This is a genomic window from Mesorhizobium sp. M1027, assembly GCF_040318745.1.
GTDB lineage: Bacteria > Pseudomonadota > Alphaproteobacteria > Rhizobiales > Rhizobiaceae > Mesorhizobium.
On record NZ_JAMYMW010000007.1, the window covers coordinates 265,245 to 290,453 of the forward strand.

The 25,209-nt window shown below is 63.6% G+C and carries 22 protein-coding genes, 1 tRNA gene and 1 pseudogene; 13 read left to right on the forward strand and 11 right to left on the reverse strand.

The window, feature by feature from the left end:
* Positions 1-130: 130 nt before the first annotated feature.
* Positions 131-1,627 (reverse strand): FAD-linked oxidase C-terminal domain-containing protein, encoded by a 1,497-nt coding sequence (locus tag NKH50_RS15935; protein WP_352879745.1) that lies wholly within the window; start codon positions 1,625-1,627, stop codon positions 131-133.
* A 136-nt stretch (positions 1,628-1,763) separates the two neighbouring features.
* A complete protein-coding gene (locus tag NKH50_RS15940) occupies positions 1,764-3,098 on the reverse strand; it encodes a DUF3422 family protein (RefSeq protein ID WP_352879747.1) in 1,335 nt (444 codons plus the stop codon).
* A gap of 211 nt (positions 3,099-3,309) precedes the next feature.
* Here NKH50_RS15940 and NKH50_RS15945 point away from each other — a divergent pair, with 211 nt between their 5' ends.
* From NKH50_RS15945 to NKH50_RS15955, 3 genes are read left to right on the forward strand one after another with little or no spacing between them, the layout of a single operon-like run.
* Positions 3,310-4,113, forward strand: a complete 804-nt coding sequence (locus NKH50_RS15945) for a FadR/GntR family transcriptional regulator (RefSeq protein ID WP_352879749.1) — start codon at positions 3,310-3,312, stop codon at positions 4,111-4,113.
* Positions 4,114-4,170: 57 nt separating this feature from the next.
* Entirely contained in the window at positions 4,171-5,307 is a 1,137-nt protein-coding gene (locus NKH50_RS15950) for an alpha-hydroxy acid oxidase (RefSeq protein ID WP_254819311.1), read from the forward strand.
* A 38-nt stretch (positions 5,308-5,345) separates the two neighbouring features.
* Entirely contained in the window at positions 5,346-6,116 is a 771-nt protein-coding gene (locus tag NKH50_RS15955; RefSeq protein WP_352879844.1) for a metallophosphoesterase, read from the forward strand.
* 28 nt (positions 6,117-6,144) lie between these two features.
* Here the strand turns inward: NKH50_RS15955 and NKH50_RS15960 are convergent, their stop codons facing one another.
* The gene (locus NKH50_RS15960) at positions 6,145-6,285 is read right to left on the reverse strand and encodes a hypothetical protein (protein ID WP_352748062.1); all 141 of its coding nucleotides are present in this window, start codon (positions 6,283-6,285) and stop codon (positions 6,145-6,147) included.
* A gap of 287 nt (positions 6,286-6,572) precedes the next feature.
* Positions 6,573-7,271 carry a type 1 glutamine amidotransferase gene (locus NKH50_RS15965; protein ID WP_352506899.1) on the reverse strand — a complete coding sequence of 233 codons (699 nt, stop codon included), beginning with the start codon at positions 7,269-7,271 and terminating at the stop codon, positions 6,573-6,575.
* Positions 7,272-7,345: 74 nt separating this feature from the next.
* Between NKH50_RS15965 and NKH50_RS15970 the strand changes: the two genes are divergently transcribed.
* The 4 genes from NKH50_RS15970 (at position 7,346) to NKH50_RS15985 (ending at position 11,419) form a co-directional block, all read left to right on the forward strand.
* A complete protein-coding gene (locus NKH50_RS15970) occupies positions 7,346-8,008 on the forward strand; it encodes a hypothetical protein (protein ID WP_352506900.1) in 663 nt (220 codons plus the stop codon).
* 31 nt (positions 8,009-8,039) lie between these two features.
* Positions 8,040-8,774: a 16S rRNA (uracil(1498)-N(3))-methyltransferase gene (locus NKH50_RS15975; protein ID WP_352506914.1), complete on the forward strand. Its 735-nt coding sequence runs from the start codon at positions 8,040-8,042 to the stop codon at positions 8,772-8,774.
* 185 nt (positions 8,775-8,959) lie between these two features.
* Positions 8,960-10,333 carry a glutamate--cysteine ligase gene (locus NKH50_RS15980; RefSeq protein ID WP_352879751.1) on the forward strand — a complete coding sequence of 458 codons (1,374 nt, stop codon included), beginning with the start codon at positions 8,960-8,962 and terminating at the stop codon, positions 10,331-10,333.
* A 102-nt stretch (positions 10,334-10,435) separates the two neighbouring features.
* Entirely contained in the window at positions 10,436-11,419 is a 984-nt protein-coding gene (locus tag NKH50_RS15985; protein ID WP_352879753.1) for a DUF937 domain-containing protein, read from the forward strand.
* A 175-nt stretch (positions 11,420-11,594) separates the two neighbouring features.
* Here the strand turns inward: NKH50_RS15985 and NKH50_RS15990 are convergent, their stop codons facing one another.
* Positions 11,595-11,885: a DUF1127 domain-containing protein gene (locus tag NKH50_RS15990; protein WP_352879755.1), complete on the reverse strand. Its 291-nt coding sequence runs from the start codon at positions 11,883-11,885 to the stop codon at positions 11,595-11,597.
* 179 nt (positions 11,886-12,064) lie between these two features.
* Here NKH50_RS15990 and NKH50_RS15995 point away from each other — a divergent pair, with 179 nt between their 5' ends.
* From NKH50_RS15995 to NKH50_RS16010, 4 genes and pseudogenes are all read left to right on the forward strand, one after another.
* Positions 12,065-13,021: a LysR substrate-binding domain-containing protein gene (locus NKH50_RS15995; protein ID WP_023680469.1), complete on the forward strand. Its 957-nt coding sequence runs from the start codon at positions 12,065-12,067 to the stop codon at positions 13,019-13,021.
* A gap of 70 nt (positions 13,022-13,091) precedes the next feature.
* On the forward strand, positions 13,092-14,657 hold the full coding sequence (gene xseA / locus NKH50_RS16000) for an exodeoxyribonuclease VII large subunit (protein ID WP_352822378.1): 1,566 nt from the start codon (positions 13,092-13,094) through the stop codon (positions 14,655-14,657).
* A gap of 30 nt (positions 14,658-14,687) precedes the next feature.
* Positions 14,688-15,810: pseudogene (locus NKH50_RS16005) on the forward strand (DmpA family aminopeptidase).
* A gap of 137 nt (positions 15,811-15,947) precedes the next feature.
* The gene (locus NKH50_RS16010) at positions 15,948-16,430 is read left to right on the forward strand and encodes an ankyrin repeat domain-containing protein (protein ID WP_352475838.1); all 483 of its coding nucleotides are present in this window, start codon (positions 15,948-15,950) and stop codon (positions 16,428-16,430) included.
* A gap of 113 nt (positions 16,431-16,543) precedes the next feature.
* Here the strand turns inward: NKH50_RS16010 and NKH50_RS16015 are convergent, their stop codons facing one another.
* From NKH50_RS16015 to NKH50_RS16030, 4 genes are all read right to left on the reverse strand, one after another.
* Positions 16,544-16,798 carry a hypothetical protein gene (locus tag NKH50_RS16015; protein ID WP_352475839.1) on the reverse strand — a complete coding sequence of 85 codons (255 nt, stop codon included), beginning with the start codon at positions 16,796-16,798 and terminating at the stop codon, positions 16,544-16,546.
* Between the two features lie 510 nt (positions 16,799-17,308).
* A complete protein-coding gene (locus NKH50_RS16020; RefSeq protein ID WP_352702124.1) occupies positions 17,309-17,650 on the reverse strand; it encodes an Atu4866 domain-containing protein in 342 nt (113 codons plus the stop codon).
* Complete coding sequence (locus NKH50_RS16025; protein ID WP_352702126.1) at positions 17,650-18,378, reverse strand: SDR family oxidoreductase; 729 nt, start codon at positions 18,376-18,378, stop codon at positions 17,650-17,652. Before NKH50_RS16025 ends, NKH50_RS16020 begins: the two co-directional genes overlap by 1 nt.
* Positions 18,379-18,469: 91 nt before the next feature.
* Positions 18,470-19,222, reverse strand: a complete 753-nt coding sequence (locus NKH50_RS16030) for an SDR family NAD(P)-dependent oxidoreductase (RefSeq protein WP_352778337.1) — start codon at positions 19,220-19,222, stop codon at positions 18,470-18,472.
* Between the two features lie 136 nt (positions 19,223-19,358).
* Here NKH50_RS16030 and NKH50_RS16035 point away from each other — a divergent pair, with 136 nt between their 5' ends.
* Entirely contained in the window at positions 19,359-20,267 is a 909-nt protein-coding gene (locus tag NKH50_RS16035; RefSeq protein WP_352644190.1) for a LysR family transcriptional regulator, read from the forward strand.
* Positions 20,268-20,330: 63 nt separating this feature from the next.
* Here the strand turns inward: NKH50_RS16035 and NKH50_RS16040 are convergent.
* A tRNA-His gene (locus NKH50_RS16040) sits at positions 20,331-20,407 on the reverse strand.
* Positions 20,408-20,745: 338 nt separating this feature from the next.
* Positions 20,746-21,204 (reverse strand): phasin, encoded by a 459-nt coding sequence (locus tag NKH50_RS16045; protein ID WP_254819298.1) that lies wholly within the window; start codon positions 21,202-21,204, stop codon positions 20,746-20,748.
* Between the two features lie 252 nt (positions 21,205-21,456).
* Between NKH50_RS16045 and NKH50_RS16050 the strand changes: the two genes are divergently transcribed.
* The gene (locus NKH50_RS16050) at positions 21,457-25,203 is read left to right on the forward strand and encodes a PAS domain S-box protein (RefSeq protein WP_352739974.1); all 3,747 of its coding nucleotides are present in this window, start codon (positions 21,457-21,459) and stop codon (positions 25,201-25,203) included.
* Positions 25,204-25,209 lie beyond the last annotated feature (6 nt).

Here is a 25,209-nt window from a genome sequence, read left to right on the forward strand (position 1 = left end):
CGGATGTCGCTTAGGCTTTCGCCAACCATCAACGCTTAAAGGCGAGCAGGACGTTGAAGCAGCCAATCTCCCCCCTTGCGGGGGAGATGTCCGGCAGGACAGAGGGGGGTGTCCAAGCGCCAACATACCCTCAAAACCTCGGAATGTCCGGAAACGCCACTTGCCGGCGATGCACGTGCATCCGCCCGAGTTCGGCGCATCGCCTCAGCTGAGGAAACACCTTGCCCGGGTTGAGCAGATGGTTGGGGTCGAACGCGCATTTGACGCGCATCTGCTGGTCGAGGTCGATCTGGTTGAACATTTCCGGCATCAGGTCGCGCTTCTCGACGCCGACCCCGTGCTCGCCGGTCAGCACGCCGCCGACCTTGACGCAGAGCCGCAATATGTCGGCGCCGAAGCTTTCCGCCTTGCCGAGTTCGCCCGGCACGTTGGCGTCATAGAGGATGAGCGGGTGCAGATTGCCGTCGCCGGCGTGGAAGACATTGGCGACGCCGAGCCCGTATTTCTCCGACAGTTCGCGCATGCCGGCGAGCACGCGCGGCAGTTCCTTGCGCGGTATGGTGCCGTCCATGCAGTAATAGTCGGGCGAGATGCGGCCGACCGCCGGGAAAGCCGCCTTGCGGCCGGCCCAGAAACTCAGCCGCTCCTGCTCCGATTGCGAAATGCGGCATGTGGTCGAGCCGTTCCTATAGGCGATGGCTTCGACCAGGCCGATCAGGTGATCGACCTCGACACCCGGCCCGTCGAGTTCGACGATCAGCAGCGCCTCGACATCCAGGGGATAGCCGGCCTGGACGAAATCCTCTGCGGCGTGGATGGCCGGACGGTCCATCATCTCCATGCCGCCCGGGATGATGCCGGCGCCGATGATGTCGGCGACGCATTGGCCGGCCTGCTCGCTGGTCGGGAAGCCGATCAGCAGGGCACGCGCCGTCTCCGGCTTCTTCAGGATGCGCACGGTGACCTCGGTGACGACGCCGAGCAGTCCTTCGGAGCCGGTCATCACGCCAAGCAGGTCGTAGCCTTCCGCGTCGAGATGGCTGCCGCCGAGGCGCACCACCTCGCCATTCATCAGCACCATCTCGATGCCGAGCACATTGTTGGCGGTGAGACCGTATTTCAGGCAGTGCACGCCGCCGGAATTCTCCGCGACATTGCCGCCGATCGAGCAGGCGATCTGTGAGGATGGATCGGGGGCGTAATAGAAGCCCTCCTGCTCGACGGCGGTGGTGATGCCGAGATTGGTGACGCCGGGCTGGGCGACGACGACGCGGTTCTGAAAATCGATCTCGAGGATCCGGTTGAAGCGGCTCATCACCAGCAGCACCGCGTCTTCCAGCGGCAGCGCGCCGCCGGACAGCGAGGTGCCGGAGCCGCGCGGCACGACGCGGATGTTGCGATCGCTGCAATATTTCAGCACGCGCGAGACCTGCGCCACGGTCTGCGGCAGCACCACGACGAGCGGCAATTGCCGGTAGGCGGTGAGCCCGTCGCTCTCGAAGGCGCGCATGGCATTGGCGGCGTCGACGACGCCCTCGCCCGGCACGATGATGCGCATATCGGCGACGATCTCATCGCGCCGGCGCAGCGTGGCGTCGTCTGGTTTCGGCATGGCAAGACCGGACATCGACAGCCTCCTTCGACCGACTGGTAAAAATCTTTTACCAGCGACGGCAGTCGGTTGCAAATGCCGCTTTGGCCGGGATGGGAGGCCTATGGCCGGGACAGCCTTCCGCAGCGGCAATCTGCCGCTCTGCCCTTCACTACTCGCCGGGCTGCTTGCCTGGTTCGGAGTGCATGCGGCGGACGCGGCGCACGCCCCACCAGACGAGCACGACGGCGAGCGGCACCGAGGCGGCGGTGACCATTTCCGGCGCAAAGGCGTGGCCGAAGACCGAGGCGCCCTTGGCGACGTAGCCGATGAGGCCGACGACATAGTAGGAGACGGCGGCGACCGAGAGCCCCTCCACCGTCTGCTGCAGCCGCAATTGCAGGCGGGCACGATTGTTCATCGAAGCCAAAAGATCGCGGTTCTGCTTTTCGACCTCGACGTCGACCCAGGTGCGCAGCAGCGTGGTGGCACGGGTGAGCTTCGTCGACAGGTTGGCCTGACGCTCCTCGACCGAACGGCAGGTACGCATCGCCGGCGCCACGCGGCGCTGCAGAAAACCGCCCCAGGTGTCATAGCCGGGCACCGCCTCTTCGTCGAGCGCCTCCAGCCGTTCGCGCACGATGCCGTCATAGGCGCGGCTGGCGCCGAAGCGGTAGAGGCTGGAAGCGGCATCCGCCTCCAGCTCGGCAGCCAGTTCGGTCAAGTCGGCAAGTAGCGTCTGGCTGTCGCGGGTCTCGGCGACCTTCATTTCCAAGGTGGTCTGAGCCAGCCTGTCTTCGATGCGGCGGGCGCGACCGGACAGCGTCAGCGCCAGCGGCAACCCAAGCATGGCCAGCGTGCGGTAGGTCTCGATGTCGATCAGCCGCTGTGAAAGTGCCCCGGTGCGGGCCGGGGTCAGGCCGCGGTCGAGCATCAGCATGCGGGTCAAGCCGTCGCCATCCTGGCGGAAATCGGTGACGATGGCCGCGTTGCCGCGCTCGACCAGCGAGTAGCACAGGCTGGTCGGGTCAAAGCCGGCGATCAGTTTTTCGTTCGCCGGCGTCCATTTGCGGATTTCCAGCCTGATGCCGGAAATCACCGTGCCCGGCGGTGAAAACCCGTTGCCGAAGGGTGTGTCTTCTTGCCCTCTGCCGTTTTCGGCGAGCGGTCCTTCCCAGAGGTAGGTCGAGAACTCCGTGTGCCGTTCCCAGCGCAGCGAGCCCTTGCCCCATTTCATCGCGTGGTGGCGGGCGTGGGGGTCGGGCGCGGCGATGCCAAGGCGTCGCGACAATTCGGAAAGCACGGCCTGATCGACGCCGGATCCAGCTTCGGTCATGAAGGAAAGCTGCACCAGCACGCGCGGCTTTTCGACCAGCGGATGCGGCCGGGCGTGGACCTCGCCGAGGGCGCCCGGCCGACCTTCATGCGCCGGAAAGCCCATGACGCTGCCGCCCACGGCTTTGGCGCGCAGCTGGAATTCGAGGTTGGACGGGTCGGCGTCTGGCACGGCTGGTCCCCCGGGCTTCCCTGAGCCCTTTGGCAATGAGGTCCCTCTAGAGGCAATCGCCAGAGGACGCAAACGCCCAATTTAGCTGAAGATGATATGGCGCCGCGGCAATCAAACGGACCCGGCCCCGGCGAATTGGATAAATAATTTGACCAGTTGGCGACGTTGGCTTTATCTTGCGCGACTTCGGTTCAACCCCCAGGCACCCCGTTTGAGCGACATTTTCTCCCGGATCGAGCATTCGCGCACCGCCGACGAGGTGGTGCAGCAGATCGAGAGCCTGATCCTCGAAGGCGTGCTGCGCACCGGCGACCGGCTGCCGGGCGAGCGCGAGCTGGCGCGCCAGTTCGAGGTGTCGCGGCCGATCCTGCGCGATGCCTTGAAAGCCTTGGAAGGGCGCGGGCTGTTGACGACACGGCCAGGCGGCGGCACCCATGTCGCCGATGTCATCGGCCAGCTGTTCACCAAGCCGGTGACCGACCTGATCTCGATGCATCGCAAGGCGGTGACCGACTATCTGGAGTACCGCCGCGAGATCGAGGCGGTGGCTGCCGAATATGCGGCGCGGCGTGCCACATCGGACGATCTGGCGCTGCTCGACCGCATCATGGCGCGCATGGACGAGGCGCACCGGACCGCCAATTTCGACGACGAGGCGGAAATCGACATCGAGTTCCATCACGCGATCTGCGAATGCGCGCACAACATCATCCTGCTGCACACGCTGCGCTCCTGTTATCGGCTGCTGTCGGAAGGCGTGTTCCAGAACCGGCGGCTGGTGTTCAACGTGCCGGGCGCGCGCGAGGCGCTGCTTTCGCAGCACCGGGCAATCTATGCGGCGGTCAAGGCCGGCGATCCGGCTGCGGCGCGGCAGGCGGCGATGGACCACATCTCCTACGTCGAACGATCGATGGCCGAGGCCGAGCGCAGCGGCGACTGGCAGCGCGTGTCGCGGCTGAGGCTCAGGCAACGTTCCGAGCCCGGTGCCGGTGAGGCGGCAAGAAAACAGCCGTAGGCCCCGCCCAGAAAATCCAACGACGACGAACCAGCGAAGAACCAGCGGAAAAGATCCATGAGCAGCATTCTCACCATCGCCGACCTCAAGGACCTGGCGCGCCGCCGCGTGCCGAAGATGTTCTTCGACTACGCCGATTCCGGCGCCTGGACCGAAAGCACCTACCGCGCCAACGAAGAGGATTTCCAGAAGATCAAGTTCCGCCAGCGCGTGCTTGTCGACATGGACAACCGCTCGCTGGAATCGACCATGATCGGCGAGAAAGTGACGATGCCGGTGGCGCTGGCGCCGACCGGCATGACCGGCATGCAGCACCCGGACGGCGAGATGCTGGCCGCGCAGGCGGCGGAGGAATTCGGTGTGCCGTTCACGCTGTCGACAATGAGCATCTGCTCGATCGAGGATGTCGCGTCGGTGACCAGGAAGCCGTTCTGGTTCCAGCTCTATGTGCTGCGCGACAAGGACTTCGTCTTCGATTTGATCGACCGCGCAAAAGCGGCGAAATGTTCGGCACTGGTGCTGACGCTCGACCTGCAGATCCTTGGTCAGCGCCACAAGGATATTCGCAACGGGCTTTCGGCGCCGCCGCGGATGACGCCGAAGCACATCTGGCAGATGGCGACAAGGCCGCGCTGGTGCGTCGGCATGGCCGGCACCAAGCGCCGGAGCTTCCGCAACATCGTCGGCCATGCCAAGGGCGTCGGCGACCTCGCCTCGCTGTCGTCGTGGACGAAGGAGCAGTTCGATCCGCATCTGTCGTGGAAGGACGTCGCCTGGATCAAGGAGCGCTGGGGCGGCAAGCTGATCCTGAAAGGCATACTCGACAAGGAAGACGCGCTGATGGCGGCCAGGACGGGCGCCGACGCGATCATCGTTTCCAACCATGGCGGCCGCCAGCTCGACGGCGCCTCGTCGTCGATCATGGCGCTGGAAGAGATCGCCGACGCCGTCGGCGACACGATCGAGGTGCACATGGACGGCGGCATCCGTTCCGGCCAGGACGTGCTCAAAGCATTGTGCCTCGGCGCCAAGGGCACCTATATCGGACGGCCTTTCCTGTACGGCCTCGGCGCACTCGGCAAGGAAGGGGTTACCAAGGCGCTGGAAATCATCCGCAAGGAGATGGACATAACGCTGGCACTGTGCGGAAAGCGTCTGGTCACCGACATGGGCAAGGATCAGCTCCGGCGCTAAAGTCCCGTGACGGCATGACCACGGAGGCGACGCAGGCATTGACGGAGCCCGGCATCAATTTTTTCGAAGCGCGCGGACCGGAAGGTATGCGCCTCTATGCGATCGGCGATGTGCACGGTCGGCTTGACCTGCTGACCGCCATGCACCGCCGGATCGAGAGCGAGTTGGAGAGGAAGCCCATTGCCGATTGGCGCGTGATCCATCTCGGCGACTATGTCGACCGGGGTCCGGACTCCAAAGGCGTCATCGATTTCCTGATCGACGCGCAAAAACGCGATCCACGTCACCTGATGCTGGCCGGAAATCATGATCTCGGCTTCCTCGATTTTCTCGATGTCCCCGACCCGGACGGCCTGTTCATGCGCTATGGCGGCATCCAGACGGCGCTATCCTATGGCGTGTCGCTCGGTGGGAGCAGCGCCTGGTTTGGCCGCGCCGATGCGGCATTGCGGCAAGGGCACCCCGCGCTGATCGAGGCCGTGCCGCAGAACCATGTCGAGTTCCTGCGCTCGCTGCCCTTTTCAGTAACGTTCGGCGATTTCTTCTTCTGCCATGCCGGCATCCGGCCCGGCATTGCGCTGGAAAGCCAGAGCCGGCAGGACCTGATCTGGATCCGCGAGGTCTTCCACGACCACACCGGTCTTCATCCGAAGATCGTGGTGCACGGTCATACGCCGGTGGCCAAGCCCGAGATCACCGGCAACCGCGTCAATGTCGACACCCTCGCCTGGCAGTCGGGAAACCTCACCGCGCTCGTCGTGGACGGCGCTGACAAGCATATCCTGACAGTGACGGGTGAGCGGGCGTAGGTAAGGCGTGGGATTATGAGCAGAGAGGCTAGCGAAGCGCGGCGGTGACGCCGTAGCCGTCAACGGCATTGTGGTCGTTGGCCGCGTCGGCGGAATAAATGCCGAGGCCGCACAAGACGATGGCCGACAACATGGCAAAGGACAAAAAGGCTGCTTTCACGGACGTCATCTCTTGTTGAGCTTTCTGCATCTATGCACGAGCGGGTTACCAATGCGTTGAAACGCGAAATACGTCGCAAATGTCTGACGGTTTCGCGCTTCTAGGCATGTTCTGTATCGGCGGTGTGTCGCGCGGGTCACAGCAAAGGTTCATCGCGGTTGCACGCAAGATGCAGAGCGGGCGCCTTTTAGGCTGGCGGACTGACACAGGCCAAGGATGAAACGCGTTATCCCCGGCGGATTTGCCGCCGCGTGCCAAATATGCAACGTCGCCAAATACGTTGGCTGTATGAGCCGTCAGATGGTCGCCACCCAAGCGCGGGCGATGGCCAGGCCGGCGGCATCGGCTTGCGGTCCGTTGCGGGCCATTTCATCGTCGAGCCGGACGGCCCAATCGGGATGCCGCTCGGCGATCAGCGGTGCGAAGGAGGTGCTCCAGTCGCGCACCATCGGACTGTCGGCCTCGAAATGGAACTGGAAGCCGTAGATGGCGCGGCCGATGCGGAACGCCTGGTTCTCGGCGACGGCATTGCCGGCCAGCCGCACGGCAGTCTCGGGCAAGAGAAAGGTGTCGTCGTGCCATTGGAAGATCGGGAATTTTTCGGGCAAGGCGGCGAGCACCGGATCGGCCTGCGCCGCCGCGGTGAGCGCGACCTCGTGCCAGCCGAACTCCGAGGCGCCGCCTATCTGGTTCTCGCCGCCAAAGGCGCGCGCGACCAACTGGCTGCCAAGGCAGATGCCGAGCACCGCGCGATCCCTGTCGGCAAAGTTGCGCGTCAGATCGAGCAGGCCCGGGAAATACGGGCAGAGCTCGTCGTCGAGCGCATTCTGGGCGCCGCCGAGCACCACCATGGCGTCATGCCAGCCGCTATCTTGCGGCAGCGCGTCGCCGCGATACGGCCGGCGCAGGTCGATATCGGCGCCCGCCTCGACAAGCGCCGCGCCGATCTGGCCAAGGCCCTCATTGTCGAAGTTCTGGACGACCAAGACCCGCATCGAAACCTGCTGACATGAAATTGATGCAGCGAGCGATATCATGGCGTCAGCATTGCAGCCAACAGGGAACGCCTATGCCACTGCAAAACCGGGTCGACCCGTTCGGCGCCATCCATGCCGTGCCGGAGCGCGGCCTGTTCATGGGCAATCGCGGCATCATTCACGACCCCGAGACGAGAACGCTGTTGAAGAAGCGCTGGGCGCTGCAAGCCTGGATCATCTGTGTCTGCGAATACGGCGACGTGCGGCGCCAGCCGATGGGGCGCAACCGGCAAAGCGACGACCAATTGGGCGGCAAGGCCGGCTGGACCGAGCTGTTTTTCCTCGACGAGGTGACGGCACTTGCCGCCGGGCACCGGCCGTGCTTCTTCTGCCGGCGCGAGCGGGCCAGGGATTTTGTCCAGCGCTTCGGCGATGCCTTCGGCCTTGCCGAGCCACGCGCGCCGCAGCTCGACAAGCGCCTGCACAAGGAGCGCCTGGCATCGGGCGGGCGGGCGCCGCGACTGAAACCGGAGGCGCTTGCGGACTTGCCGGACGGCACGATGATCTCGTCAGGAAACAGGGCGTACGCCCTGTTTGACGGCGCCGCGCTGCCCTGGAGTTTCGGCGGCTATGGCGATCCGGTGGGATTCGGCGATTTTGCCGACGGTCCAATCGGCATGCTCACGCCGGCGACAACTGTTTCCGTGCTGAAGCGTGGCTACAGACCTGTCTGGTACGCCAGCGCGGAGGCTTGACGCCGGCGACGGCCTCGCCCATTCCTCGGCGATGCGCGCCAATTACAAGATGCAGCGGCTATTCGTGCCGGACGAACTTGGACCGGATATCGAGTTCGACGTCGGCCAGCAGCAGAGCCATTATCTCTCGCATGTGCTGCGGCTCGGCGAAGGCGCCGAAATTCTGGTCTTCAACGGGCGCGACGGCGAATGGTCGGCGGCGATCGCCGCGAAGTCGAAGAAGGCGTTGCGCCTGAAGGTGATGAAGCTGCAGCGGCCGCAGCCGCCGCTGCCCGATCTCGTCTATTGCTTCGCGCCGCTGAAGCAAGGGCGGCTCGACTACCTCGTGCAAAAGGCGGTGGAGATGGGCGCCGGCATCCTGCAGCCGGTCATCACCCAGCACACGCAAGTGGCAAAACCCGGTATCGAGCGCCTGCGCGCCAATGTCGTCGAGGCGGCCGAGCAATGCGGCATATTGGCGGTGCCGGAGCTGCGCGAAGCGGAAAAATTCGAGCGCCTGCTGGCGGGTTGGGACCGCGAGCGGCGGCTGATCTTCTGCGACGAGGATGCATCAACCAACAATCCCCTGCCGGCATTGCAGGCGGTGCGGGAGAGAAAGCTCGGTCTGCTGGTCGGGCCTGAGGGCGGCTTTTCCGACGAGGAACGCAGGATGCTGAGAGCGCTGCCCTTCGTTACCGCCATTCCGCTAGGGCCGCGCATCCTGCGAGCGGATACGGCGGCGGTGGCGGCACTGGCGCTGATCCAGGCGACAATCGGCGATTGGTGATCAATTCCCGTTACCCTCTGGCTCAGGATTTTTCGCTTGATCGGCTACTGACATTTCGTCCATCTAGCGCCGGCAGTGGCCGCGTGTCCTTTCGGACGCGCAAAGGACGCTGTAGCATTTGATTGGGCACCTGATCCCTTCAGAAAATCGAAGCCGGTTTTCGGGGTCATGTGCGGAGGGCTATTATGGCGCGCGATACCACCGATTTCCGGCCGATCGAAGGCGTCGACGAACTCGTCGAGCACCTGGCCGAAGGCAACAAGCCGCGCGACAAATGGCGCATCGGCACCGAGCACGAGAAATTCCCGTTCTATGTCGACGGCAATGCCCCGGTGCCCTATGGCGGCGAGCGCGGCATCCGCGCCATCCTCGAAGGCATGCAGGACAAACTCGGCTGGGACCCGATCATGGATGCCGGCCGCATCATCGGACTGGTCGAGCCGACCGGTCAGGGCGCGATCTCGCTGGAGCCAGGCGGCCAGTTCGAGCTGTCCGGCGCGCCGCTGGAGACGATCCACCAGACCTGCCGCGAAGGCAATGCGCATCTGGCGCAGGTGCGCGAGATCGCTGAACCGATGGGCATTCGTTTTCTCGGCCTTGGCGGCAGCCCGAAATGGTCGCTGGCCGAGACGCCGAAAATGCCGAAATCGCGCTACGAGATCATGACGCGCTACATGCCCAAGGTCGGCACCAAGGGCCTCGACATGATGTACCGGACCTGCACGATCCAGGTGAACCTCGACTTCGAGAGCGAAGCCGACATGCGCCGCAAGATGCAGGTGTCGCTGAAATTGCAGCCACTGTCGACGGCGCTGTTTGCCAACTCGCCCTTCACCGAAAGCCGGCCGAACGGCTTGCAGAGCTGGCGCGGCGAGATCTGGCGCGACACCGACAATCAGCGCTCCGGCCTCCTCGAATTCTGCTTCTCGCCCGATTTCGGCTTTGCCGATTATGTCGAATGGGCGCTCGACGTGCCGATGTATTTCGTCATCCGCGACGGCCAGTACCATGACATGACTCACATCACCTTCCGCCAGTTCATGGCGGGCGCTGCCCGTAACGAACTGCCGGACGGGCTGCCGACGATGGGCGACTGGGCGAACCATCTGTCGACCCTGTTCCCGGACGTGCGGCTGAAGCGCTTTCTCGAAATGCGCGGCGCCGATGGCGGGCCGTGGCGGCGCATCTGCGCGCTGCCGGCCTTCTGGGTCGGGCTGCTCTACGACGCGGCAGCGCTCGACGCGGCCGAGGCGCTGACCTCGAGCTGGAGCTATGAAGAAGTGCTGGCGATGCGCAACGCGGTGCCGCAACAGGGCATTTCGGCGCCCTTCCGCAACACGACGTTGCGCGAGATCGCCCGCGACGTGCTCGTCATCTCGCGCATGGGACTGAAGAACCGTGGCCGCAAGAACCGCGACGGCTACGACGAGACCTCGTTCCTCAACACGCTGGACGAGGTCGTCGCGCGCGGCACGACCAGCGCCGAGGAGATGCTCTCCGCCTACCACACACGTTGGGGCGGCTCGATCGAGCCGGTATTCATGGAATACGCGTATTAACGCTTCCCTGTCCGCATGAGCCACGGTCCGGCAAATTCGCTTCAATCAGTGATGGAAACGAACTAGGCTTCTCCAACGAGGATTTTCCCGGAGGAGAAAACAATGCCTTCCTTGTTCGATATTCTGGCACAGGCCCAGAATGGCAACGGCATGCAGGCGCTGGCCCAGCAGTTCGGGCTGTCGCAGCAGCAGACGCAGGCGGCGGTCGCGGCGCTGCTGCCGGCCTTTTCGCAGGGGCTCAAGCGCAACACGGCGGACCCTTATGGGCTCGGCTCCTTCATGACGGCGATGGCCAGCGGCCAGCACGCTAAATATTTCGAGGATGCAAGCCGGGCCTTCTCGCCGCAGGGCCTCGATGAGGGCAACGGCATTCTCGGCCATCTGTTCGGCTCGAAGGACCTGTCGCGGGCCGTTGCCAACCAGGCCGCGCAGGCGAGCGGCGTCAGCCAGCAGGTGCTGCAGCAGATGCTGCCGGCAATCGCCTCGATGATGATGGGCGGGCTGTTCAAGCAGACCACCAACCAGCTAGGCGGACAGATGCATGCGGCAGGCAGTGGCGACAATCCGCTCGGCGAACTCATCGAGCAGATGATGCGGCAGGCGGGCGGCGGCAGCCAGGCACCGGCCCCTCAGCCTGCAGGCCACACGGATAACCCGCTCGGCAAGATGCTGCAGGATATATTCGGCGGCGGGCAGCAGCCCCAAAGCCAGCCGCAGCAGACACAGAACCCTTATGGTGACAATCCGCTCGGCAAGGTGCTGCAGGATATGTTCGGCGGCGGTGCACCACAGCCACAGCAGCCGCAGAACCAACCCCAGCAGACACAGAACCCTTATGGTGACAATCCGCTCGGCAAAGTACTGCAGGACATGTTCGGCGGTGGCGCACAACAGTCTCAGCCGCGTCAGGCGCCGCAGCAACCCCAGGCGCCGCAGCCGCAGGCCAATCCGAGCGGCAGGCCGAGAAATCCGTTCGACGACCTGTTCGGCAAAATGTTCGAGACAGGCGCCCAGCAGCGCGACGACTACCAGAAAGGCATGGAGTCGATCTTCGACCAGTTCAAGCAAGGCATGGGCCGGCGCTAGACCAGACACCGGCAAGCAATCATCAGTGCCGCCCAAAAAAGAAAGCCCGGTCCTGGGAGGACCGGGCAGCGCGCAGGCTGGCCGGGGGGATCCGGCAGGGAGTGGGGAGCCTGCGTAACTTGGTGGCGTCGTGCCTCAAGAGGTTCAATGCGACCAAAATCGCGAATTTGTGCGATCACACCACCTTGCGGGCAAGATCCTCGATCGTTTCGGCGCGCTCGATGGCGATGACGCGAAGCCTTTCTGTCGGATCTCGGCCAAAGGGTACACCGACAGCGACGTGCAGGTCGGCGCGGGTCAGGCCGATGTCGGCGAGCTCGGCATCCGACATCTCGCCGAGGCGATAAAAGGCGCGGCGGTTTTTCCAGGCGCGGTAAACATTGGCAGCGGCATTGGCCACGCGCGTCGCAACGGCCGGACGCGAGGTGATGCGCGAGGTCTCGGTAGCGAAATCAAACGTACCCATGTCGGTCTCCTTCACATTCGAACGGGCGAAACCGGTCGATCGGGCGCTGGCAACAGCGGCCGTTCCGGCTTCGATTCACATGCGTTCATGTGGACAAATCGGAATTTGCCATGGCCCGATTGATTAATCCAACGAATGTTTCTAATCTTTAGCATCAGCATCAATGATGGATTAGGCCAATGAAAGCGCCGCTCGATCTCGATCAGTTGCAGACCTTCATCTCGATTGTCGACACCGGCAGCTTTACCCGCGCGGCGGAAGCGGTGCATCGCACCCAGTCGGCGGTGTCGATGCAGATGCGGCGGCTGGAGGAACGGATCGGCAAGCCGCTGTTCGAAAAAGACGGCCGCACCAACAGGCTGACCGAGGAAGGCGATAGACTGCTCTCCTACGCAAGGCGGCTGCTCTATCTCAACAAGGAAACACTGGCCGCCTTCGACGACCGCCGGCTCGAAGGCACCATCCGCATCGGCACGCCGGATGACTATGCCGATCGCTTCCTGCCAGAGATCATGGCGCGGTTTGCCCGCTCCAACCCGCATGTCGAACTGACCGTTATCTGCGAACCGACGCCGGGACTGGTCGAACACATCAAGCGCGGCAATCTCGACCTGGCGCTGGTGACGCACAATGACGCGCGCGGCCAGTCGGAAGTGGTGCGGCGCGAACCGCTGCTGTGGGTTACCTCGGCCAACCACGCGACGCATGAGCAGCCGATCCTGCCGATGGCCTTCGGCCGGCCGAACTGCATCTGGCGGCGGGCCGCCGCCGACGTGCTCGATCAGCAGAGCCGCGACTATCGCATCCTGTTCACCAGCTTCTCTGCCACCGTCATCGCCGCGGCGGTGCTTTCCGGCCTGGCGATCTCGGTGCTGCCAGAATGCGCGCTGCGGCCCGGCATGCGGGTGCTGGGCGAGGCCGACGGTTTCGGCGCCCTGCCCGATTGCCGCATCGGCATCATGCGCGGCCAGACCTCGCGGCCGGAGATCGTCGACGCGCTTGCGCGCCACATTTCGGAAAGCCTCGACAATATTTCCGTGCCGCTCGGCGAGGAGACCGGCACGTTCGATTTCGCCGCCCTCGCCTTCGCCAAGATGAAACGGACGAAGCCGAACCAGATCCTGCCGGGCTGGTGATCGCGCGATTGGGGCCGACATCGAACACGGCCGCCTTGACGGCGGCCAACAACCGTTCCCCAATCGGCCGATGAGCGACGCAGCACCCGAATCACGCACCAACGCCACCGAGTATACGGTGAGCGAGATTTCCGGCGCGCTGAAGCGCACGGTCGAGGACGTCTTCGGCAATGTACGGGTGCGCGGCGAGATTTCCGGCTATCGCGGACCGCATTCCTCCGGCCATGCCTATTTCTGCCTGAAAGACGATCGCGCGCGGCTCGATGCCGTGGTGTGGAAGACCACGATGAGCCGGCTGAAATTCCGTCCCGAGGAAGGCATGGAGGTGATCGCCACCGGCAGGCTCACCACCTATCCCGGAAAATCCAACTACCAGATCGTCATCGACAATCTCGAGCCGGCCGGTGCCGGTGCGCTGATGGCGCTGCTGGACGAGCGCAAGCGCCGGCTGCAGGCCGAAGGGCTGTTCGACGCGGCCCGCAAGCGGCGTCTGCCGTTCATGCCGCGCGTCATCGGCGTGGTCACCTCGCCAACAGGTTCGGTGATCCGCGATATTATCCACCGCATCAAGGACCGGTTCCCGCTGCACGTGCTCGTCTGGCCGGTGCGGGTGCAGGGCGAGACGGCGGGCGCGGAAGTGACCGCTGCCGTCAACGGCTTCAATGCACTGCCTTGGGACGGCGCCATCGCGCGGCCCGATCTGTTGATCGTGGCGCGCGGCGGCGGCAGCCTGGAGGATCTGTGGGGCTTCAACGACGAAGCGCTCGCCCGGGCCGTCGCCGCTTCGAGCATTCCCGTGATTTCGGCAGTCGGCCACGAGACCGACTGGACGCTGATCGATCTGGCTGCGGATGTGCGGGCGCCGACGCCGACAGGCGCCGCCGAGATCGCCGTGCCGGTCAAAGTCGACCTCGAAGCGACGCTTGCCGGCCTTGGCGCGCGGTTGAAGACCGCACTGTCGCGCAATTTCGAACGCAAGCGGCAGGCGGCGCGCGCAGCCGCCCGGGCGCTGCCCTCGCCCGACCAATTGCTGGCGCTGCCGCGGCGGCGCTTCGACGAGGCGACGAGCCGGCTCGGCCGGGCGCTGTCGGTCAGCGTCGAGCGCAAGCGGGCCAGGCTTCTGGGCCAGCGTCTGACACCGGCGACCTTGTCGCGGCGCATGAACGAAGCCCGCACACTGACCCGCCGCGACCTCGCCCGAGCGCAAGCGGCGTTCTTCGCCATCGTGCGCGAGCGTCGGGCACGGTTTTCGCGCACGGCCGCCAGACTGTCACCGGCGCCGATCGCCAGACGGCAGAAACTGCAAGGCGATGCCCTGCTGGCACTGACACGGCGGCAGGACCAGGCGATTTCGCGGCGGCTGGACCGTCTGCGTGGAAAACTGACGCAGGCCGATCGATTGCTGGCGACGCTGTCGCACAAGGCCGTGCTGGCGCGAGGCTTCGCACTGGTCAAGGATGCGGACGGCGCGGTGGTCAAGCGTTCGGCGGAGGTCGTGTCGGGAATGGCGCTTTCGCTGGAGTTCGCCGACGGCACCGCCGATGCAGTCGCCATCAGTGGCACGGCGCGGCCGAAGGCGATTGCCAAGTCGGCAGCCAAGCTCAAGGCGCCGGGCAGCCAAGGCTCGCTTTTCTGAGGAAGACCAAGGCGCTTTTCTGAGGAAGAAATGACCGATCCGCATCTTACGACGCCCTCGGGCAAACTGCGTGCACGCGCCCTCGATATCCCATTCGAAGGCACCCCAGGCCGCTTCAATGCGATCACCGATGTGCCCGGCGTGACGGTCGGCTATACGACGCTGATCTCAGGGGACGGGCCGCTCGTTGTCGGCAAGGGTCCGGTACGCACCGGCGTGACCGCGATCCTGCCAAGGCCCAGAGACGAGTTGGCCGTCCCGGTGTTCGCCGGCGTGTTCAGCGCCAATGGCAATGGCGAGCTGACCGGTTCGCATCTGATAGAGGAACTCGGAGCGTTCAATCTTCCCATCACCATCACCAACACGCATTCCTGCGGCGTCAGCCGCGACGCAACGTTGCGCTGGATGCAGACGGTGCTGCCGCACGCGCTCGACAGCGCCTGGGCGCTGCCGGTGGCGGGCGAGACTTATGACGGCTTTCTCAACGACATCAACGGCCATCATCTGAGCTTCGAGCACGTGTTTTCCGCGCTCGATACGGCTGAAAGCGGGCCGATCGAAGAGGGCAGCGTCGGCGGCGGCACAGGCATGATCACCTTCGGCTTCAAGGCAGGGTCCGGCACATCGTCGCGCAGCGTCGACTGGAACGGAGAGCGTTTCACGATCGGCTGCTTCGTCCAGTCGAATTTCGGTGCAAGGCGAAACCTCGTCATCGGTGGCATCAGGGCCGGAGCGGAACTCGCCGAACCGGCGATCCGGGACAACACGCCGCGAGCCGAAAAGAGCTCGATCATCGCGATCGTCGCCACCGATGCGCCATTCATGCCGCACCAGTTGAAACGGCTGGCGAAACGCGTGCCCCTCGGCGTCGCGCTGACCGGCGGCTATGGATACAATTCGTCCGGCGATATTTTTCTGGCGTTCAGCACGGCCAATGCCGACGCGGCGCGCGGCGCGGCCGGCAAATTGGCCAGCGCCGGTTACATACCGGATGCCGACATCAACCCGTTCTTCGACGCCGTCATCCAGAGCGTGGAGGAAGCAATCCTCAATGCTTTGGTCGCCAGGGCGCGACGGCAATTTCGTGCCGGCATTGCCGAAAGGGTGGCTCGAAGGTAGATTCGGGGCGCATCACACTGCAGATCTTGGTTAAGCTTTCGCGGTCTTCGCCGTCTTCGGCACGGAATGGCCCTGGAAGCCGCGAAGAATTAACCCAAAGCAGCTCAACGACGAATAAACGACCCCAAAAAATATCAATTGGAAGACTCATCGCCCAATCGGAGCCATAGTATGAGCAACCCAGATGGTCCCGCACCCGTGCACAAGGCGGTGATGAGACATAGCTCGGCTGAAGTCATCCAGGCCATCTCAGAGGGGAAAGATGTCGATGCGTTAGATCGCGAAGGCCGGACGCCGTTGTTTTATGCGTCAAAAGATGGCGAGACCGCAATCGTCGCTGCACTGATCGAGCGTGGAGCGAAGGTGAATGTGCAGGACAAGAATCTGGAAACACCGCTGCACTTTGCTGCTCGCGAATATCGGCTCGAGGTGGCGGAACTTCTAGTCAAGGGCGGCGCAGATGTTTCTTCCCAAGACATTCATGGAAACACGCCCCTGTGGCGTGCCGTGTTTGAATCACGGGGCCGTGGCGAGTTGATCAAGCTCCTTCTCTCAGCTGGCTCAGATAAGACACTGAAAAACAAGCTTGGCTGTTCGCCGCAAGACCTCGCAAAGACCATTGGAAATTACGACATTAACGCGTTCCTGGGCTGAAAACCCGCTAGCTTCACCCAGCAAGCAATTAATGGTGTATGCTGTGCTTCAAATAGCTGGCGCCAGGAACTTCGATCTCGACAAGCCACTGTCGCATCCTGTTCCTAAGCATATTACTCGGCGGGCTTGTTCGAATTCTTTTCGTCCTGCTCGGCCTCGGCCGCCTCTTCGAGCCTCGAAGCAATGAGCTCCTGAATGTCGCCGACCTCTTCCTGAATATCCTCCAGGGGTATGCCGGCTTCGGCAGCCTTGGCCGCGCATTCCCTGGCGAGGGTCTCGGCCTGCTTCTCGATTCTGGCTGGCGAGGGCTGGCAGTGGACTTTTTCGCCAATCCACCCGCGCAAGAACTCGATCGCGTGTTCACTCATACTGCTGTTTCCCTAGCGGCTATGCCGATTGGTAATCATAAACGTCGGCATCTTCGAAAAGATGCGTGCTGCCATTCGAGCCGAGTCTGCTTCGCCCGGCAAGCCGAACTTGTCCGAGGTCCACAGAGCCGAAGGGAATGGAGGGTTCAAGGAGCACGTTCTGGTTTTTGAGGACTGATTCTCTCGAGGAAACTCGTTCGACCCGCGCTATTGATTCTATTTGCTTTTTTTCGGTTTTCAAGCCGTTTTAGATCACAATAGATGTCACAATAGCTAGCACATTTACCGCGCTCTCGCTGGCACGACGTAAAAGGCGAGCCGTCAAAGCCGCCGCTATATAGTGACAACCATTTGCAATGTCGACTCCGCTCGCGGTCCTGCTTCTTTCCGCCGCGCTTGCTGGGAGAGATGTGGTGTGACCGGCCTTGCAGTGCAAGCTGCCGAGCGCCTCATGCAAGGCATGCAATAGCGTCTTGTGGAACCCTGAAGTGCTTGTCTCAGGGTGGCTCTCTATCGCTGGCGGTAAAGGATCATGCCGGCATGATTGAGGACGCCTTCGACGAACTCACCATCCGCGGTGAAGCCCGTATCGTCCCAGTATTCTATGTGGTTGCCCTGCACTTCGTAGCGTCCCTGATAGGCGCTCTCGCGGTCACCGCGCGCTTCGTCATAACGGCCGTTCGGCAGGAGTTCGTGCCTGATATGGCGATCCTCGGTGACCCAAAGTCCGACGTAAGGATGATTGTGGTGCGTCATTGGTTCCTCTGCAATTGGAGTTGAAGGAAGGGTCAGGCCGGTTGGAGCTACAGCAAGGGCAATACCCGTAAGCACCGCGGTCAAAGTGGATGGCATCAATGCGCCGCCTTCGCCGGACGAACGACGATCTCGTTGACGTCGACATCGTCGGGCTGTTCGATTGCGTAGCGCACTGCCCTGGCGATGGCATCGGGTTGCAGGGCAATAGCACGCCAGGTTTTCATGGCGGCGGCAGCGGCTTCGTCGGAGATCGTGTTCGCCAGCTCGCTTTCCACCACGCCGGGATGAATGCAGGTTACCCGGATATCGTCACTCTCCTGGCGGAGCCCATCGGAAATCGCGCGGACAGCGTATTTCGTTGCGCAATAGACGGCAGCCATCGGCGAGACGGCCAGTGCGCCAATGGAACCGATATTGATGATATGCCCGGAGCCACGTGCCGTCATCTCAGGGAGCACCGCCGCGATGCCGTACAGAACACCCTTGACGTTGACGTCCACCATCAGCTCCCACTCGTCGACCTTCATGGCTGCCATGGCCGACAGCGGCATGACGCCGGCATTGTTGACGATGACATCGACCTGGCCCCATTCGGCCCGCGCGGCATCGGCGAATGCCGCGACGTCCGCCCTCTTGGTGACGTCGAGCGCTCGCACGCGAACCGTCCCACCAGCCGCCTCGATTTCTGCCGCAAGCGCTTCAAGGCGGTCGGTGCGCCGCGCGCCGAGCATCAGCTTTGCACCTGCCGCGCCAAGTTCGCGGGCGATGCCAGCACCGATGCCGCTGGAGGCACCGGTGATCAGAACAACTTTGTTCATGGTCATCGTAGACGATCCTTTTGGTTTTGTGATTATTTCACGATGTGAAGGGATGGCGTGCGGATGAGCTCCCGCGGCGCGCCGGCTTTATAGGGGATCACTGGGCGGTGTAGCCGCCATCGACCAGAAGCAACGCCCCGGTGATGAAGCTGGATGCCGGCGAGGCAAGAAAGGCGATGGCCTCGGCAACTTCTTGCGGCTGGCCGATCCGGCCGATTGGATGCGCGTTGCCGAAGCTGCGCAGCATCTCCCGGCCATTGTCCACCACACCTTCCATGATGTCGGTTTCGATCACGCCAGGGGCAACGGCGTTGCAGCGAATGCCCATTCGCCCATATTCGATCGCGATTACCTTGGTCAGCTGTGCGACAGCCGCCTTGGAGGAGGCATAGGCCGCCTGCGTCTCGAAGGCCGCGACGGCCGAGATCGATGAGACATTGACGATCGCGCCGCCACCACCGGCGGCCATCAGTTCCACAGCGGCACGGGCGGTGACGAAGCTGCCGCGCGCGTTGATCTGCAGAATGCGGTCGTAGTCGTCGACCGAGGTCTCCGTCAGACGTTTGTTGAGCGTGCGACCGGCATTGTTCACGACGATGTCAAGGCGTCCGAAGCGCTTCGCCGCGAGCTCGACCGAGCGTCGGGCCAGATCCTCGTCGGCGACGTCGCCGACCAGGGTTGCCACGTCCTCGGCTTCCAATTCGCGTACGGTGTCGCTGAGATCGCTTGCCACGATCCGGGCACCGCGCGCACGCAGCAGCTCCGCCGTGCAGCGACCGATGCCGCGTGCCGCGCCGGTCACGAGGGCGACTTTTCCATCCAGGTCCCAGGAGGAAGGGAGTGATGTCATCGGATATCTCCTTATCGGTCGGCTTCGGCTTGGATCGGGAGGATCAAGCCTTCTTGCCGTTGCGACAGAGATAGAGCCAGGGCATTGTCGCGATAAGCCGCCCATTGTTAACCTCTAAGATAAGTCTTGCTAACCAATGGACATCGATCTCAATGCAATTGCCGTCTTCGTCACGGTGGCCGAGGAACGCAATTTTCGCGCTGCGGCGGACCGGTTGGGCGTGACGCGCTCAGCGGTCAGCCAGAGCATCCTCAGGCTTGAACAGCGTCTGGGCATCGCATTGCTGCAGCGCACGACACGCAGCGTCAACCTGACCGAAGCGGGCGAGCGCCTGTTGGCGAGCGTCGCACCGGCGATCGCCGACGTGAACGCGGCAGTCGAAGCCACCACGGAGTTTCTGGACCGCCCGCGCGGCCGCCTGCGGATCGCGGTTTCGTCTATCGCAGAGACCTTTCTGTCAGGACCGTTGCTGGCGTCCTTTGCAGAAACGTTTCCCGAGGTGCATCTGGACATCGTGGTGACAGACGAGGAATTCGACATCGTTGCCGAAGGCTATGATGCCGGAGTCAGGCTCGGCGAAGTGATTGAGCAGGACATGATCGCCGTGCCGGTATCGGGCGATCAGCGGCAGATGGCCGTCTGCGCCCCGCGCTATCTCGAAAAGTTCGGAGCACCCGCCCATCCGCGCGAGCTTGTGGCTCATCGCTGTATCGGCTGGCGGCCGGCGCCGGGAGTTTCGCCCTATCGGTGGGAGTTTGGCGAGGACGGGCGCGAATTCGACGTGGCGGTTGCGCCCGAGATCACGACCAACGACATGTGGCTGATGATCCGGCTGGCCGTTGCAGGCGCCGGGATCACGTTCGGCATGGCGGATACATTCCGCCCCTGGATCGACCGCGGCGAGCTTGTACCAATCCTCGACGGCTATTTCCCGCCGTTTGCTGGTTTCTATCTCTATTTCCCCAGCCGACGGAATGTCGCGCCGAAGCTGAGAGCCCTCGTGGACCACCTGCGCGGCGCGCGTCAGGCGCGGGCCCGTCGGTGAGGCGACCGGTCATAAGACCGCTTTGGCAGTATTTTGCCGGTCAGAAGTGTAGCTGAAAGGTGATGGTACCGTTGGCTGGGATCGAACCAGCGACCTCCGGATCCACAATCCGGCGCTCTAACCATCTGAGCTACAACGGCACGTTTGCCAGAGCGGGATCGAGATGAAACGTTCGGGACCCGCTCTGTCGTTCGGCGATGCGTCCATACGGGCTATCGGAGTTTAATTCAAGGCTTTTGGCAAGGCAAAAGCTCGCTCCGGCATCGCGTCATTTTCCGCCGGACAAAGAAAAGGCCGGCGGGAGGAGGTGCCGGCCTTTTCCTGTTACGAGCCAGCGGGAGGAGGTGCTGGCTGGTTACCCCGGTGAGCAGAGGGAGGAGGTTCCACTCGCCGGGTATTCACTTAAACCACTATATCGCACATCTATTTGTCTGACGAAATGCGACCTTTTGATGCATCGTTAGACTATGTGCAAATATTAGGCGATCTTGATTTCTTTCACGGCCTTCTCGAAGGCGGTCTTGATCGGCTTGGATACGTCCTCGGCCGCCTTGGCAGCAACCGCCTGGAAGTCCTTGGCCTGCTCGACGGTCATTTCGACGCGCTTGCGCAGGAAAGCGGTCTGCAACTCGACGACTTCCGACAGCGACTTGGCGCCGATCAGCGCTTCGAAATGCGAGAAGCCGGCTTCGGCATTGGCGCGCAGGGCGGCGATGGTCTTGAGCGACAGGTCGCTGGAAACGGACTTGGCGGTCTCGTAGGTCGACTCCAGAGCCTTCTGGGTCTCCTCGGCCCCGGTCTTCAGCTTGGCATAGGCCTCTTTCGACTGCTCGACGCCCTTTTCGGCGAAAGCGCGGATCTGGTCAGTGGCCTTGGAAGCGTCGAAGCTCGGGAATTCAACGTTTTCGATCGTTTCAGCGGTCTTGGTCCTGGACATTTTCCATCCTTTTCAGCGGCAGCGGCTTTGACGAAAAGCCGTCTCGTTCATGTATCATGGCAATATAAAGGCAATTTTTGTGCATTGCAACATGTTTGTTGCATCGCACCATATATTATTTGTTCGTGGCGTTAACCACGCGCCTAGAGATTCCATTGGTTGCACGCTATGACTTGTGGACCTTCGCGCCGTCGGCTTTTATTAACAAAGCGTTAACCGCAAATTGCCCGCTCTGTGAGGGTCGCCAAACGCATGCCGGCTGAAAACTACTCCTTCCTCGATGTCGCCGTGCTCGACGCGGTCCGCCTGCGCTTCGCCGCAGGCGACGCGATCGCTATTCTGTCGGCAGATCTCGAGCAGGTGATCTGGGCCAACGGCCCCGGCGCAGCGGTATTCGGCTATCCCGACATCGGCGCGATCATCGGCGCCTCGGCAGGTTTGCCGCTGATCGCCAGGCGCCAGATCATGGCAACCAGCGGTTTTCCGCAGATCGGCCGCGACCGTGCCATCACGGTTCGGCTGGCGACCGGCCTGACCAGCCGCGCGGTCGGCTTCCTGGCCAGCGCAGTGACCATGCCCGATGGAGAGGAAGCAATCATGCTGGCGCTGCCGGCGGCGCAGACCGGCTCGCGCAGTGCGGCCGAGATCGCCGATCGCGCCATCGGTGGTTTTACGGAAGACGGCCACTACATCGCCTTTGTCGACGCCAAGGGCAATATCGACGCCGCATCGGACGGCTTTTCGGCACTCGGCATCCGGCCTGAGACGCTGGCCGCGCTTGTCGCCGACGTGGCGAACGAGAGCGACCGCATCGTCAAGCGCCTGGTCCCGGGTGGATCCAGCTCCTATCCGGCGGGCCTTGCCCGGCTGACGGACGAGCGGCATCTGCTGGTGGTGATCGACGAGGACCGGCTCGACGGCGGGGCCCCTGATGGCGAGCGCGCCGGGGGGGAAACCGGCAGCGAAGCAGCAGCGGCACCGAGCGGTGGCGATCTTCCCCAGCCGACGGGCCAAGACAACGAGCCGCCAATCGCCAGGATGGGCGCGGCGGAGATCAACCTTGCAGCGATGGAAGGCACCTCAGCATCGGCGGAGCACGAAGCTGTCGACGCGGCTGACAATCAACACACGGTTGGCGAAACGCCGACGCAGCATGATCATTGGTACTTCAATGCCGGCGACGACGCGCAGGTCCCGCCCGGGGCAGCTGCGTCCGGCAAAGCCGAGAACAGCCCGGACGCTTCGCAGGCCGGCGCGGATACTTCGCCGGAAAGCGCCGCAAAAGCCACCAAAGCCGCCTCCCCGGCCGAACGCCGCGCTTCGGCGATCGATCGCACCGCCGCGCCCATGCGTTTCGTCTGGCGTACCGACGCGGAGGGCCGGTTCAGCGCCCTGTCGCCGGAATTTGCCGAGCTTGTCGGCAGGCCTGCCGCCGACGTGATCGGCCGCCGCTTCGAGGATGTTTCGGCCGCCTATGGCCTTGATGCTTCTGGCGAGATTGCCGGCCTGCTCGAACGGCGCGACACCTGGTCCGGGCGCTCCGTGCTGTGGCCGGTCGCCGGCACCGATCTGAAGATACCCGTCGATCTGGCGGCGCTCCCGGTTTACAGCCGCAGCCGGGTTTTCGAAGGTTTTCGCGGTTTCGGTGTCGCCAGGAGCGGCGATGCGGTGGTCGATCCGGATGCCGTCGGCATGGCCCTTGTCGCCGAGGAAAAGCCCGCCGCGAGCGTCGGGCCGGAAGCCGTCGAACCTGCCCCGGCGACACCGAAACCCGCCGATCCGTTCAGGGGCGAAGTGCCGGCGTTGACCATCGTGCCAAAGCCCGAGCGGCGCTTTGCCGACAAGGTGATCCGGCTGGCCGAGCACCGGCAGCCGGCCAACGACAAGGGCCTGTCGACGCTGGAACGCAGCGCGTTTCGCGAGATTGGCGAGCGTCTCAAGAAGGACAGCACCCCGGCCGAAGAACAGCCCAGCGCCGGAAAGCAGAAGCCGGCTGAGAAAGTCGAGGCTGCCGGCAATGCCGACGAGCCAAAGCTGAAAGAAGCCGGCCCGACGGACAAGGGTGAGATGCCGGAACCAGGTCCGGAAAGCGGGGCGGCTGCCGCCGAACCGCCCGAGGCCGATGCCGAGGACCAGAAGGACCTCGCCCGGCTCGACGGCGAGCAGCCATATGAGGCTGTAGCAGAGGCGCAAGCCGGCGAACCCGTCACTCGCCCTGTTTCCGGATCGCTGCTCGACTATGCCAACCGCGAACCCAGCGATGAAGCGCAGGAAGGCGACGAGCCCAGCACGGACGGTCGAACGATCGTCGCCGAAGCGCCGCGGGATGGCGACGACGATAGCATGACGGCCGAAGATTTCCGTGACGCCGAGGACAGCGAGGATTGGTCCGAGGACAGCGCAGCCGACGCTGCCGGCCAGGTGCCGCCCGTCGAGCGGCCGCAGGCACCACCGCTCAAACTCGGCGGCTTCGTGCCGTCGGCGTTTGCCGGAGCGGACAACAAGGGGCCGGATACCTCGATCCTCGGCAAGCTGCCGGTGCCGGTGCTTATCCATTCCGGCGATCAACTGCACTACGCGAACGACGAATTCCTCGGCTTGACAGGCTATGCGACGCTCAACGCCCTGGACGAGGCCGGCGGGCTCGGCGCGCTGTTTGCCGACCCTTATGCCGACGACGGCAGTTCGGAGGGCGGCGACCGCGCATTGCGGCTGAAGACGCGCGACGGTCAGGAGTTTCCGATCGACGCAATTTTGCGTTCCGTCCCGTGGGGGAACGGCAAGGCGCTGATGCTGGTCGTACGCCGTTCCGGCGACGACGAAGCAGCAGCCATTCCGCATGGCGCTGCCGACGACCAAACGCAGCCGGATGTTTCCGAGCTCAAGGCGCGCATTGCCGAAATGCGCACCATCATCGACACCGCCACCGACGGCGTCGTGCTGATCGGCCGTAACGGAACGATCCGTTCAATTAGCCGTCCGGCGGAAGCGCTATTCGGCTTCGACAGCGACGAGGTGACCGGCAAGCCGTTCGTCTCGCTGTTTGCGATCGAAAGCCAGCGCGCGGCGCGTGACTATCTCGAGGGGTTGTCGGAGCCCGGCGTTGCAAGCGTGATGAACGATGGCCGCGAGGTGATCGGGCGCGAGGCGCAGGGGCGTTTCATTCCGCTGTTCATGACCATCGGCAGGCTGCCCAACGACAGCGGCTTCTGCGCGGTGGTGCGCGATATCACCCAGTGGAAGCGGGCCGAAGAGGACTTGACCCAGGCGCGCGCGGTCGCCGAGCGCGCCTCGTCGCAGAAGACCGATTTTCTGGCCCGCATCAGCCACGAGATCCGCACGCCGCTCAACGCTATCATCGGCTTTTCCGAGCTGATGGTGGACGAGAAATTCGGGCCGGTGGCCAATGACCGCTATCGCGACTATCTGCGCGACATCAACCGTTCGGGCAACCACGTGCTCGATCTGGTCAACGACCTGCTCGACATTTCGAAAATCGAGGCAGGCCAGCAGGAGATGGCCTACGAGGCGGTGTCGCTTAACGACACGCTGGCCGAAACCGTGGCGATGATGCAGCCGCAAGCCAACCGGGAACGCGTCATCATCCGCTCCAGCTTCGCCTCCCGGCTGCCGGAAGTGGTGGCCGATCTGCGCAGCGTTCGGCAGATCGCGCTCAACATCCTGTCGAACGCCGTCCGCTACACGCAGGCCGGCGGCCAGGTGATCGTGTCGACGGCCTACGAGCTCTCCGGCGATGTCGTCATGCGCGTGCGCGATACCGGCATCGGCATGAGCCCGTCCGAGATCGAGCAGGCGCTGAAGCCGTTCAAGCAGATCAATGCGCTGAAGCGCGGCCGCGGCGACGGCACCGGTCTTGGGTTGCCGCTGACCAAGGCGATGGTCGAAGCGAACCGGGCCCGGTTCACCATCAACTCGACGCCCGGCGAGGGAACCCTGGTCGAAGTCGCCTTTCCCTCGACCCGTGTGCTCGCCGGTTAGCTATGG